Source organism: Terrimonas pollutisoli (assembly GCF_029360765.1).
GTDB lineage: Bacteria > Bacteroidota > Bacteroidia > Chitinophagales > Chitinophagaceae > Terrimonas_B > Terrimonas_B pollutisoli.
In genome coordinates, this window is record NZ_JARKNA010000007.1 from 87966 (window position 1) to 101039 (window position 13074).

Consider the following 13074-nt stretch of genomic DNA (forward strand, 5'->3'; position numbering starts at 1 on the left):
TTGTGATGCTGTTCTCCGACGCTACGGTCGGAGTCAGACTTTTATCGTCTGACCTGGTTCAACACATATTGTACAACAGCATTGATATGGGAATGTGAATAGGAAAAGACCCCATATCCCTCCTGCCAGCTGAATTTTTCTTTGATCCACTTTTTACTATTGATGAATTCATTGCTTTCTACTTTTATTTCCTTTACAAAATCGGAAATGAGAACAACCGGCTTAAACCCGACGAAGATATGGGTATGGTCCGGCATACAGTTTACGACCAGCATTTTTGCCTTTCGGTTTTGTACCAGGGCTGAGATGTATTTATGCAATTCCTCTTTATTTTCCTTTGCAATCAGGCTTCGTCTTCCTTTGACTGCAAAAACAAACTGCAGGTAGATTTGTGAATATGTATTAGGCATAGGAAGGGTTTGACTGGTTTCTTATTCAGGCGGCTCCAACGGAGCCATATCCTGAAATTACCGATTTCTATAAACCGGACGCCCCTCCGGGGCATGTGTGTAAGTGACCTGCTTCCGGGTATAGAAATAAAAAAATGGGCCCGGAGACCCATTTTTCTGATCGTAAAACCTGGCTCAAAAACATTAAAATCAGTAGTTTATCCAAAACCTGTTGTTAAAGAGCTAAGCTACATGATAATTTGAAAGCAAATCACAACATAGCCGTCATAATCCTGCAACTGGTTGCGGTTGTTAAAGAGCTAAGCTACATGATAATTTGAAAGCAAATCACAACCCAATCCTAGCAATATTGATAAGAAAAGTGGTTGTTAAAGAGCTAAGCTACATGATAATTTGAAAGCAAATCACAACTGAGTTCATTCTGCTGCTTTGCATGTGTCTGTTGTTAAAGAGCTAAGCTACATGATAATTTGAAAGCAAATCACAACGGAAATATTACCGGGATCTATTGACAGAAGTTGTTAAAGAGCTAAGCTACATGATAATTTGAAAGCAAATCACAACACCTTCAAAACTGCATTAAAAAACCCGTTCGTTGTTAAAGAGCTAAGCTACATGATAATTTGAAAGCAAATCACAACTATCGGACAGTCGGGTTAATTTATCAACGGTTGTTAAAGAGCTAAGCTACATGATAATTTGAAAGCAAATCACAACTGACTTACCGCCGCACTCATCGTCCATCACGTTGTTAAAGAGCTAAGCTACATGATAATTTGAAAGCAAATCACAACAAAAGAGAGAAGTTCGTATTCGTGTAATAAGTTGTTAAAGAGCTAAGCTACATGATAATTTGAAAGCAAATCACAACAGGGTTACAGGTCATAAACACCTTACCCAAGTTGTTAAAGAGCTAAGCTACATGATAATTTGAAAGCAAATCACAACAAGGTCGGCTATTTCTTGCTTCAACCCTTCGTTGTTAAAGAGCTAAGCTACATGATAATTTGAAAGCAAATCACAACTACTGGTTTTGTTGCTGCTTTTTTCTTTGTGTTGTTAAAGAGCTAAGCTACATGATAATTTGAAAGCAAATCACAACTACTGGTTTTGTTGCTGCTTTTTTCTTTGTGTTGTTAAAGAGCTAAGCTACATGATAATTTGAAAGCAAATCACAACCCATGTCAATGAATCTTGACGGCTAACATAGTTGTTAAAGAGCTAAGCTACATGATAATTTGAAAGCAAATCACAACCAAAAAGAAACCAATGACACCACTTACCACGTTGTTAAAGAGCTAAGCTACATGATAATTTGAAAGCAAATCACAACGATGGCTGCATGAATAAATGGCAAAAGCAAGTTGTTAAAGAGCTAAGCTACATGATAACCCCGACGATAAATGTCGGGACAAGTTGTGAAAGCAAATCACAACTGGATGATGTAAGTGCTGGCCGGTTGAAGGGTTGTTAAAGAGCTAAGCTACATGATAACCCCGACGATAAATGTCGGGACAAGTTGTGAAAGCAAATCACAAATCAAATAATTTATAATTTCGGAAATATTTTCCCGTTATACATTTTGCGTTATACATTTTGTGTAACACATTTTGTATATTTGATTTATGGCTATACAAAACCCCTTTCCGCTGACGGCTTATTACGGGCCTGAATATTTCTGCAACCGGCAGGCTGAAACCAAACGTCTCACCGATAATGCTCTAAACGGGGTGCATACCACCCTGCTGAGCATACGGCGAATGGGAAAGACCGGGCTGATACATCACCTGTTTCATAAGCTGGCGAAAAGAAAAGATACTTATTGCCTGTATGCAGATATTTATGCTTCCCAATCGCAGAAAGACCTGATCGGCCAGCTCAGCACAGCCATTCTGAAAGCCTTTCCTTCCAAAAAAAACGCCGGCAAAAAGGTAATGGATTTTATAACCAGCCTGCGCCCCGTTATCAGCTATGATAACCTGACGGGACAACCCGAAGTTTCATTTCAATTTTCCCAGGCGAAGCAACAGGAGCAATCGCTGGAAAATCTGCTACAGTTCCTCGACAGCCTCGATGTATTGATCATTATTGCCATTGATGAATTTCAGCAAATAAGCCAATACCCTGAAAAAAATACGGAAGCGCTGTTGCGTACACTGATTCAACCCCTGAAAAATACACGGTTTATTTTCAGCGGCAGCAGCCGTCATGTGCTGACGCAAATGTTTACAAGCAATAAGCGACCCTTCTTCGGATCGGCCCAATTGCTGGAACTGAAAAGCATCCGGCAGGGCGACTATGAAGCTTTTATTGTACAAAAGTTTGCGGATCACCGTCGCAGAATAGATGCCGATGCCCTGCACTTTATCTGCGAGTGGACGCGGCTGCACACCTATTATACACAGGTAGTATGCAACAGGCTTTTTACCGAAGGACATTCCGGAATAACATTGCAAATAGTACAAACTGCCTGCAGTGAATTATTAAATGAACAGGAGGCTAATTTTTTTCAATACCGTAGCCTGCTTACACCTACGCAATGGCAGGTATTGACGGCCATTGCCAAGGAAGATAAATTATACCAGCCTAATGCCAGACAATTTATATCGCAATACAGGCTGGGCACCCCATCCAATGTAAAACGCAGCCTGGAAGCATTGATGACCAAAGAAATGATATACCAGGAGCCTGAAGCAACAGGCAGTTTTTACCGGGTATATGATTGCTTCCTGGCCCGCTGGCTGCAAAGAATGTAAAAGTTATTTTTCAATAGCGGCGTTATACAGAGGCAAATCCACCATTGCTATAATAAAGCGGATCCTTTCCTTTGGCAATCCCTGCTATCTGAAAACTGCAGTCGAGCAGCGGTTTATTTTCTTCGCTTTGCGTCGCCAGATTGCTCCGGCTGGCTGCAAGAGACTATAGACTCAGCAATCATAAAGCCAGCCTCGCAATGACGGAGATTCCGGAACCTGCAAACATCTTCATTCACCTGTTGAAAGCAAATCACAACTATGATGGAGAAAATCTTTTCAGGGATGCTGTCAATTCTTCCTGGGATTCAGGAGGCAGATACACTATTTATATCCACCTATTTTTAGAATAAAAAATGGGGTTAACTGCAAACAGTATAACACACAAAAATTGTTCTCATTTTTTTGTAACAGTATTCTTATTTTATCAGTGAATTTCCATTCAAAAATACAATGAATTAAGTGGACAAAATTTTCGTATTCTGCATGTGCAACGGGTTGAATTCCCTATCTCACCTCTGCCAAAAAATTGTAATTTTAAACAGCAAAAATTCATTGCTTGTATAACTATTACGAAAGGGTAAGATCCCGCCCGGAAATTTATAACCAGCTTGCCTGCCGGGAACTCTTGTTTGTTCATTATAAATGCCCGATGGAGGTGAACAGGCAGGATAGCTGGTCGCAACATAATTATATCCAGTATATATTGACCGGTAAAAAAGCCTATCACACTCCGGGCCGATCCTGGCTGATGAAGAGCGGAGATGCTTTTTTTGTAAAGAAAGGCGCCTGGATCATCGAAAAGTTTTTTGAAGAACCCCTCTGCATCATGACCTTTTTTATTCCCGATTCCTACCTGCAGTCTTTTATGCGGGAAAATAATTCATTGAGACAGGCCGGCCAGGCAGAGCCTCAAAAAAATGAATTGCTGATACCGCTGCGGGTAAACAGCATCATGACCGCTTATTTCGATTCACTCATTCCTTATTTTTATTCGGAAACAAAACCATCGGAAGATCTGCTGGAACTGAAATTTCGTGAACTGCTGCTGAACATTCTTGATAATCCTGAAAACGGTGAGCTGAAAAACTACATGCTGCATCTTCTTTCACCGCAACATGAATCTTTTCAACAGGTGATGGAAGCCAACTGTGTTTACAATCTTTCGCTTCCCGATTATGCCAAACTGCTCAACCTTAGTTTATCATCTTTTAAACGGCATTTTATTGCTGTGTATAAAACCACACCAGGTCACTGGCTGCAGGAGCAAAAACTGAATCATGCATACCACCTTCTTGTGAGCAGCGATAAACCAGTAACGGATATTTCTTTCGAAAGTGGGTTTGAGAACAGCACTCATTTCAGTCATCTCTTTAAAAAACGGTTTGGCCTTTCCCCTTTAAAATACCGCAAGGAAAACGTCGTCTCCCGGGTTTCCTGAAATTGAACTTTTCTGACAGCAAACTGAACCGTATAAACAGGCCATAGGAAAAGGGCGGATTTAATTTTATAACAGGATTTCGGTGATCCATTATAAACTGATTTCGCTAATTAAAAACCCGTTTATGCAAAAGCAAAATCTTTATTCGGTTTTATTACTCGTTGTGCTGGTTTTTACTTTTTCAGTACAGAAACAAACCGGAAGCAATAGTGAGAATAAAAATAAAATAGATGCACCAGCATCCATTATCAACAGAAGCCATTCAGTTCAGTCAGTTCAGGCTAATACTTATACCTCTGAAGTTGCTTTTAAGTGGATAGATATGCAACTGGAGCTGATGCGTACCAGTTCGCCTTTTATCGGTGGATTGCCGCCGTCACGGCCTTTTGCCTATACCGGTATAGCATTGTATGAAGCGGTGGTGCCCGGCATGCCTGCTTACCAATCATTGTCGGGACAATTAACCGATATGCCTGCTATGCCGAAAACTGTTCCGGGTCTTGCCTATCACTGGCCTGCCTGTGCCAATGCAGCATTAGCAGCCATGAACCGCAACTTTTTTCCCAATACTTCTGATGCCAATAAAGCAGCTATGAATGCGCTGGATAATAAACTGAATGCAGTGTATAGGACTGAAGCCGGCGAAGAAGTTTTTCAACGCTCTGTGCAATTTGGAAAAGCGGTGGCACAATTGATTTTCGACTGGTCAAAAGCTGACGGAGCTGCCAATGCCAATGCACCATATACTCCGCCTGTGGGCCCCGGTCTCTGGGCGCCAACGCCTCCCGCTTTTACACCGGCTTTCGGACCTTATTGGGGAAAAAACCGGTTATTCGTTGCAGGCAGTTTAGATGGTACTGCGCCGGATGCTCCGCCGGCATATTCCATAGATCCTTCTTCTAAGTATTACAGGATGGTAAAAGAAGTGTATGATATTTCACAAACTCTAACGGCTGATCAAACAGCCCTGGCTTTGTTCTATCGTGACAAGCCCGGCTATGGCGACGGGCATTACCTGTCGATCTTAAAACAGGTACTGCAACAGGAGAAACCGAAACTTGATTTTACGGCAATGGTTCTTGCAAAAGCAGGCATTGCCTGTGTGGATGCAGGCATTGGTTGCTGGAGAACAAAATTTCAACACAACCAACAACGTCCCATCAAGTATATAAGAGAGGTTTTGGGTCATCATGAATGGAATACTTTGTTCGACACGCCGCCTTTCCCTGATTTCCCATCGGGCCATTCCACTATTGCAGGATCGTTTGCAGAAATACTCAAAGGTTTTTTCGGAAACAATTATCATTTTACCGATCACACTTATGATTATCTCGGCATGGCGCCGCGTTCATACAATTCTTTTAACGAGTTGGCAAAGGAGATCGGCGATTCCCGGGTGTATGCCGGCATTCATTACCGCTATTCCTGTGAAAAGGGATGTGAGCAGGGAAGGAAAATCGGGCAGAACATTGAAAACAGGCTGAAGTTTTTGAAGGAGTGATTCATACCGACGAGACATTAAAATTGTATCATTATCCCTTCAGCAATGTCTGTCGGCTCGGACACTTTGGTCTGAGTCCGACATTTATCGTCGGACATTATACCAATGGCTATGACGCTGCCGGGATTAAAGAGCTAAGCCACATGATAACCCCCGGCTATACATGCCGGGGCTAGTGAGTGTATTCCAATTTGTCGCTATGCGAAGTAGAAAATATAACCACAGAGAATACAAAGATGGCCAGAGTGCACAGAGAAAAACCTTCGTAGCCTCTGTGTAAAACCTGTGGCTGGTCAATGCCTGATCATTACCCGGCTGTTTTCTTTTACTGACCGGTAAATAGCTTCTACAATGGCGATGTCCTTTAGTCCTTCTTCACCTGGCACCAGCACAGCTTTATTTTGAATGATAGCCAGTGCATCATCATCCATTTGCTTTGCCTGTTGATTGAGCGGTGAGGCTATTAGCTGTATTCCGTCACTGGTAGTTCCACTGACGCCGCTATACGCCTGGAATGGCTCTAACTTGTATCCCCCGTTTTTACATTTTACCGAAAGCGTATTCATATTCTTTCCAAAACTTGTTTCGCAATTGGCTATTGCGCCGCTGGGAAATTCAAGCGTAAACTGCATTGTCTCGTCAACTTCCGTATAGATTTGAGGCCGTGTAGTACTTTGTTTGGCGGTTACAGCAATGGGCTCTTCGCCGGTTACATACCGTGCTGCATTCAGCGGATACACTCCCATATCGTACATGGAGCCTCCGCCCATTGCTTTTTTTTGTTTCCAGTGATCCGTACGGGTATCAAAATATCCGGCGGCAACCGAAACATTGGTGATATCACCATATACTTTGTCTTTTCTAAACTGGATAATTTTCTGCGTGTTTGCTTCATGCTGCATGCGATATCCTATGCTCAGTTTTACTTTATTCTTGTTGCAGGCATTGATCATCTGCCTGCATTCGGCAGCAGTAACTGCCATTGGTTTTTCGCACCATACATGCTTACCGGCATTGGCAGCCTTGACAACATATTCCGCATGCATTGATGGAGGCAATACAACATATACTACATCTATATCCGGGTTATTGGCAATCGTCTCAAAGTTTTGATAGTTATAAGTGTTCTTTTCTGAGATATTGTATCGCTGTTGCCAACGCTTTGCCTTCTCGGGTGTGCCGGTGACAATGCCAGCCAATAAACAATGTTTTGTTTGCTGTAATGCAGGGGCCAGCAAATCGGTGCTATAGTAGCCAAGACCGACTAGCGCTACGCCCAGCTTCCCTTTTTTTGCGGGAAGAAAAACAGACGGGAATAAATTTTCAGACAAGCCGAGAGCAGCCACCGCCCCGAATGAATTTTTTATGAATATCCTGCGTGTGTTCATAGTTGGTTATTTAAAAGACAAACAATAATTTTTTGTTATGGTCGATCTATTTTCTCATACAGGCCAAGCCGGCTCTTCAGGTCCTGCATCTCCTGCTGCATCTCTTTAATTTGACGCAATAAATGAGAAATGGTTTCCAATCCCTCGAGATTAATATCCATATCATAATGCCACCGAACCAGTTTCTCCAAATCGGGCAGTTGGTCCTGGCTAATAAACACTGCATTTTCTATGGTAGTCACTTCCAGCAATCCTGAACTGCATAGTGAATGCAAAAAAGATACTTCTATATTGTGCGAGACGCAAAAAAGATCGGCAGCTATCATTTCTTCGTTGTCCATACGATCAATTTTTTGAAGATAATTTTGCTAATTCAGCAAACAATTCTTTTTGTTTGTCAGTAAGATGAACAGGTATGCTGACGTGAAAGGTTACGTACAAATCGCCAAATTGCTCCGCTGATTTATACACCGGGAAGCCTTTTCCTTTCAGTCTTACTTTGAATCCATTTTGCGTGCCCGGTGCTACTTTTAATTTTACTTTACCATTCAGCGTGTCAACTACAGTTTCACCGCCCAACACAGCAGTGTACAGATCAATACTCGCCGTTGTGTAGATATCATTTCCTGCACGTTTGAACTTCGGATCCTCCGCAATACTGAATGTAATGTAGAGATCACCTGCGGGCCCGCCATTTGCACCTGCACCGCCATATCCTTTTAACTTAATAACCTGGCCATCTTCAACGCCGGCGGGAATAGTAATACGAATGTTCTTACCATTTACTGTTAATGTCTTTTGATGCGTGGTATAGGCTTCCTTTAAATCAAGCTGCAAAACTGCCTGGTGATCCTGCCCCCTGAATTTTGTTTGCCGACCGGCGCCCCTCCCCGATCTCCCAAATAATGCTTCAAAGAAATCAGAGAAACCCTCTTCATTAAAATCACCTGAAAAAGACTCCCCACCTGTACTCCAAGGTCGTTGCTGAGACTGACGTGCCTGTTCAAACTGTTCAGCATGCTGCCAATCCTTGCCATATTGGTCATACTTTTTTCTTTTTTCCGGATCACCCAACACTTCATTCGCCTCATTGATTTGCTGAAATTTTTTGTGTGCTTCTTTGTCATTTGGATTCAGATCAGGATGCATTTTCCGGGCTAGTTTGCGGTAAGCTTTTTTTATTTCATCCTGTGTCGCATTTTTGGGAACATCCAATATTTTATAATAATCTACAAACTCCATAATAAATTTTTACCCGGTTTGAGAAATCATTACCTGTTAAGTTAATTATTTATTTTATTAGTAGCCTGTTGAAAAACAAAAATGGACAGGCGATGGCTGTCCATTCACTTAAATGATCCCGATTTATCAGGGTAATTCCTTAATCTCTATTTTTTTCCACCTGACTTTAATTCCACCGCCATCATGAATTTGTAAAGCAATAAAGCCATTGCCTGCTCCTATCTTTTCATCTTTCAGATACACCATCTGATGACCATTGAGCCATGTAGTGATCTCGTCATTGACAACTCTTATTTTGAGGTTGTTCCATTTTCCTGTTTTTAAATATTGTTCATCTTCTGTTTTGGGTTGTATCAGCCAACCCCTGCCGTAGGATTCATAGATGCCACCGGTATGATGATCCTCCGGCGCTACTTCTACCTGCCAGCCGCTGATCTTTACTCCTTCAATGGACGAACGGACAAACACACCGCTGTTGCCATTGGCTTCCTGTTTGAACTGAAGAGTCAATTCAAAATTCTTATAGGATTTATTGGTTGATAAGTAACCATAATTTTTATCGGGCCCGCTTTCACAAACCAGTTCCTTGTTTTCTACATACCATTTCTCTGTGCCATGGATAGTCCAGCCATCCAGATTTTTACCATTAAAGATCTTTTTTTGTGCGGATGCTGCGCCGATCAAACAAATACAGGTAAGAAGAAAGACGATATTTTTCACAATTATTAATTTCCGGGTAAGATAAGAAAATTTGAATTTCTGCTTCCCGGTACATCTGTGTTCCGGAACAGACGCATTAAAGTGCACTCAAAAAATTTTAAAATAAAAAAATAGGACACGAATGACAAGGGTTGAACAGATAATACTTCGGCAAGCTCAGTACGGATTTGTTATCCACCTGTGGCGGATAAATCCGTAAAATCCGATTGATGGGATATACTCAGTTAAATGTTTTAACCAAGTATGAGAGTTTGCTATTCTATGCTGTCTAAAAAAATCTGTGTAAATCTGTATAATCCGTGTCATCCATGTCCTAAGCTACTCAGACTTTAATGCGTCTGCCCTGATCTGTGCTCAACCAATTTGCCCTGTGATTTATTTTTATTTGAGCAATGCAGCAACCTTTTTTCTTTTTTACCGTATGTATATTTTTAAGAAAGGAACAGGTGCGGGGGAAATGCGGCAGCGTTGCCGACTTTTGAAAATGAAATGACCCAAACAACTATTTGCTGATCCTAAAACCGGCGGGCTGATTTTGGAAAATATCAGGCAAATCATAAAAGGATGCGTGGCCAATGACCCTAAACATCAGCGGATGCTTTATGAGCAATACCGGGGTTATGCACTCAGGATTGTGTTCAGGTATATTTACCGTTACGAAAAAGCGGTGGATGTAGTAAATGATGGGTTTGTAAAATTATTCGCCGGTATTTCAAAATTCAGGACAGATAACGATGATGACATTGAAAAAATATGGATGGGGTGGATGAAAAGGATCATGATCAACGTTGCGATTGATGAATTAAGAAGGGGAAATATGCTGCCTGAAATAGGCGGTATTCCCGAATGGGTTTGGGATATACCAGACAGTAACCAGGATGCAGGCCAGTTGCTGCTTTACAAAGACCTTATCATTCTCATCAAAGAATTGCCGCCGGCTTATCGGGCTGCGTTTAACCTATATGTGATTGATGGCTACAGCCACAGCGAAATTGCTGATATAATGAATATAGCCATTGGCACATCCAAATCAAATCTTTCGAAAGCAAGACTCTTATTGCAGACAAGCATCAAAAAAATGGAGGAGGAAAAGCTATGCAGGATTTAAACCAAAATATGGATGAACTGCTTCGAAAAGCTGCTGAACATTATCCACTAAAGATAAATGAAAGTGGATGGGAAACGATTGTCTCTTCACTTACAAACACTGCTGAGAAACCAGCATCGCGAAAGAAAAATGGTTTTATAAAATATACGGGCCTGTTTTTACTCTTCATATCTCTTTTGCTGGCAGATGGCATCATTACCCGCTCTTTGAAAAAGAATGGATCAGGCCAATACATTCAGCCAGCTCCTGAAAAAAAATCTGCTGTTACTTCTTCAAAGCAGAATGATGTGAGCAAACAAAGCGGAGGAAAGAAAGAACAGGATCAACCGGTCCTACAAATTCCTTTTCCTGTAACAACGGCGGAAGATGAAGATATTGCAATCAGAAAAACTTCGCTGCTGTTTAAGGAACCAATACCCCGAACAAATAATCAACAATCAAAAAATTCTTTTTATAAAATTGCAGAAGCAAACAGGATTTCCAATCCTTACAATAACATCAACCTTACAGACAACAAAGAATTAATTGAACATCTCTCCTTATTGAAGAATAAAAATTTATCTGTGCCGAAAGTGCAGCCACCGGCAGAAACAACTTTAACCAAAAGAGAAATATTTCAGCGAAAAGGATTATATGCAGGCGTTGTAACCGGGCCACTGTTTGACGAAGTAAAAAACCAGGGATTGAAAAAAACAGGTTTCAGTGCGGGACTTGTTGGAGGCTACAGGTTTAACGCTCATTGGTCAATTGAGTCAGGGTTGTTGTTTGCAAAAAAACCTTATTTCAGCACGGGAAAATATTTCAGCATGGACAAGATGGGTTCAATGCCGCAGGGAATGGAAATCCTCAGCATCGAAGGAAAAAATGTAATGCTGGAAATTCCTGTAAAACTGAAGTATGATTTTTTGCGGCAATTAAACCATCACTTTTTTTCCACGGCGGGACTTAGCTCTTTTATAAATACCAATGAAAAAAATAATTATCTCGTAGCCATAAATGGCGTGCAACAATCCATGGTAAGCTCGTATAAGAACAGGTCAAGATCTGCCGCGGCAACGCTTGATTTCAGTGCAGGCTACGAATTTAAAATCGGCAAATCGGATCATATACGTATAGAACCGTACCTACAAATTCCATTAAAAGGCATGGGTGTCGGCTCCATGCCCATGAAAAGCTCAGGCATAAGACTGGGCATAATTAAATCTTTTAATTAACAACCACCTTCCATTTGTTGAAGATCATTAACCCGGTTATCAACCGGAGCAGGATAACTACATCCTGAGGTAAAAATTTTTTAACCAATTGTAAAAACGATGTTATGAAACAGGTAATAAAACTTATTGGAATTACATTTATTTTTTCGCTGCTGTTTGCTGCTTGTCGTAAAGATGGCCGTCTTGTCCCAGAATCAAATAATATATCCGAAGAAGCGGATGCAGTTGCCGCCCGTGGTTCACACGGAGACAAACATGAAAACGGCCCAGGACATGTTTATACGTTGAGCAACCAGGCCGATGGTAATAATGTATTGGTTTATCGCCGTGCTGATAACGGTCAACTCAGTTTTTTATCGTCTTTTTCCGCCGGTGGCAACGGTACAGGAGCCGGCCTGGGAAACCAGGGCGCAGTGGCGTTAACGAAGGATGGTAAGATAGTATTGGCAGTTAATGCAGGCAGCAATACTGTATCATCGCTGAAGGTGACAGGCAACGGGCTCAATCTGAAATCAACAGTCAGCTCCGGTGGTATGCAGCCTGTTAGCGTTACCGTACATGACGACCTGGTATTTGTATTAAATGCCGGAGGCAATGGAAACATTTCAGGATTCAAGCTGCTCAACAACGGAAAACTTCAGCCCATTGCAAACTCCACCCGGCCGCTGAGTGTCGCCGCACCAACCGGCCCTGCACAAATTTCATTTGTACGTAGCGGCAAAGTACTGGTGATAACGGAGAAAGCTACCAACACCATTACGACTTATACTGTGAATGAGTGGGGCATTCCAGGAGATATGCATACCACAATCTCATCGAGCCCAACGCCGTTTGGATTTGCAACCGGAAAACGTGGGCTCATCTTTGTGTCGGAAGCAGTGGGTGGGGCGCCGGGGGCCAGTGTACTTTCATCGTATCGCATACAACCCACTGGTGAAATTTCTCTGGTGGATGGATCCGTAGGCGCGGGACAAAGTGCAGCCTGTTGGGTAGTGCTAACGAATGACGGCATCTATGCTTATACAACCAATACCGGCAGTAACAACCTTACGTCATTTGACGTAAATCCATTCTCGGGTGATATAGACCTCCGCGATGCCATAGCTGCCACTACGCCTGCTGGTCCTATTGACGCCGCATTAACCAGCAACTCAAAATTTTTGTACGTTCTTAATGCCGGTGGGCATAGCATCAGCGCATTTACCGTATCAGCAACCAGTAGTTTAGGCTCTATTCAGACTGTGCCGGGATTACCGGCTGGCGCTACCGGGCTTGCGGCCGACTAAGTCATATCGCC

12 protein-coding genes and 1 CRISPR repeat array are annotated in these 13074 nt (G+C 42.1%); of the genes, 7 read left to right on the forward strand and 5 right to left on the reverse strand.

The genetic code is table 11. From position 1 onward, the window contains the following. Window positions 1-41: 41 nt before the first annotated feature. Entirely contained in the window at window positions 42-410 is a 369-nt protein-coding gene (gene tnpA, locus P2W73_RS13860) for an IS200/IS605 family transposase (RefSeq protein ID WP_276502658.1), read from the reverse strand. A gap of 210 nt (window positions 411-620) precedes the next feature. Then, a CRISPR array of direct repeats spans window positions 621-1743; the repeat unit is 47 nt; unit sequence GTTGTTAAAGAGCTAAGCTACATGATAATTTGAAAGCAAATCACAAC. A 292-nt stretch (window positions 1744-2035) separates the two neighbouring features. Here tnpA and P2W73_RS13865 point away from each other — a divergent pair. From P2W73_RS13865 to P2W73_RS13880, 4 genes are all read left to right on the forward strand, one after another. Continuing rightward, entirely contained in the window at window positions 2036-3166 is a 1131-nt protein-coding gene (locus P2W73_RS13865; protein ID WP_276502659.1) for an AAA family ATPase, read from the forward strand. A gap of 197 nt (window positions 3167-3363) precedes the next feature. Then, window positions 3364-3516 carry a hypothetical protein gene (locus P2W73_RS13870; RefSeq protein WP_276502660.1) on the forward strand — a complete coding sequence of 51 codons (153 nt, stop codon included), beginning with the start codon at window positions 3364-3366 and terminating at the stop codon, window positions 3514-3516. Window positions 3517-3722: 206 nt separating this feature from the next. After that, on the forward strand, window positions 3723-4604 hold the full coding sequence (locus P2W73_RS13875; RefSeq protein ID WP_276502661.1) for a helix-turn-helix domain-containing protein: 882 nt from the start codon (window positions 3723-3725) through the stop codon (window positions 4602-4604). A gap of 124 nt (window positions 4605-4728) precedes the next feature. Next, window positions 4729-6105 carry a vanadium-dependent haloperoxidase gene (locus tag P2W73_RS13880; RefSeq protein ID WP_276502662.1) on the forward strand — a complete coding sequence of 459 codons (1377 nt, stop codon included), beginning with the start codon at window positions 4729-4731 and terminating at the stop codon, window positions 6103-6105. Window positions 6106-6398: 293 nt separating this feature from the next. On the opposite strand, the gene P2W73_RS13885 is transcribed toward P2W73_RS13880, so the two are convergent. The 4 genes from P2W73_RS13885 to P2W73_RS13900 all read right to left on the reverse strand — a co-directional run bounded on the left by P2W73_RS13885 (window position 6399) and on the right by P2W73_RS13900 (window position 9455). Then, the gene (locus P2W73_RS13885; RefSeq protein WP_276502663.1) at window positions 6399-7493 is read right to left on the reverse strand and encodes a Gfo/Idh/MocA family protein; all 1095 of its coding nucleotides are present in this window, start codon (window positions 7491-7493) and stop codon (window positions 6399-6401) included. Between the two features lie 35 nt (window positions 7494-7528). Next, window positions 7529-7834 (reverse strand): chaperone modulator CbpM, encoded by a 306-nt coding sequence (locus P2W73_RS13890; protein WP_276502664.1) that lies wholly within the window; start codon window positions 7832-7834, stop codon window positions 7529-7531. Window positions 7835-7838: 4 nt separating this feature from the next. Next, window positions 7839-8735: a DnaJ C-terminal domain-containing protein gene (locus P2W73_RS13895; RefSeq protein WP_276502665.1), complete on the reverse strand. Its 897-nt coding sequence runs from the start codon at window positions 8733-8735 to the stop codon at window positions 7839-7841. A 126-nt stretch (window positions 8736-8861) separates the two neighbouring features. Beyond that, window positions 8862-9455, reverse strand: coding sequence for a 3-keto-disaccharide hydrolase (locus tag P2W73_RS13900; protein ID WP_276502666.1), 594 nt, complete (start codon window positions 9453-9455; stop codon window positions 8862-8864). 535 nt (window positions 9456-9990) lie between these two features. Between P2W73_RS13900 and P2W73_RS13905 the strand changes: the two genes are divergently transcribed. From P2W73_RS13905 to P2W73_RS13915, 3 genes are all read left to right on the forward strand, one after another. Beyond that, window positions 9991-10563: an RNA polymerase sigma factor gene (locus P2W73_RS13905; RefSeq protein ID WP_276502667.1), complete on the forward strand. Its 573-nt coding sequence runs from the start codon at window positions 9991-9993 to the stop codon at window positions 10561-10563. Then, entirely contained in the window at window positions 10551-11777 is a 1227-nt protein-coding gene (locus P2W73_RS13910; RefSeq protein ID WP_276502668.1) for a porin family protein, read from the forward strand. Before P2W73_RS13905 ends, P2W73_RS13910 begins: the two co-directional genes overlap by 13 nt. 104 nt (window positions 11778-11881) lie before the next feature. Continuing rightward, a complete protein-coding gene (locus P2W73_RS13915) occupies window positions 11882-13063 on the forward strand; it encodes a lactonase family protein (RefSeq protein ID WP_276502669.1) in 1182 nt (393 codons plus the stop codon). The last annotated feature ends 11 nt before the right edge of the window (window positions 13064-13074 follow it).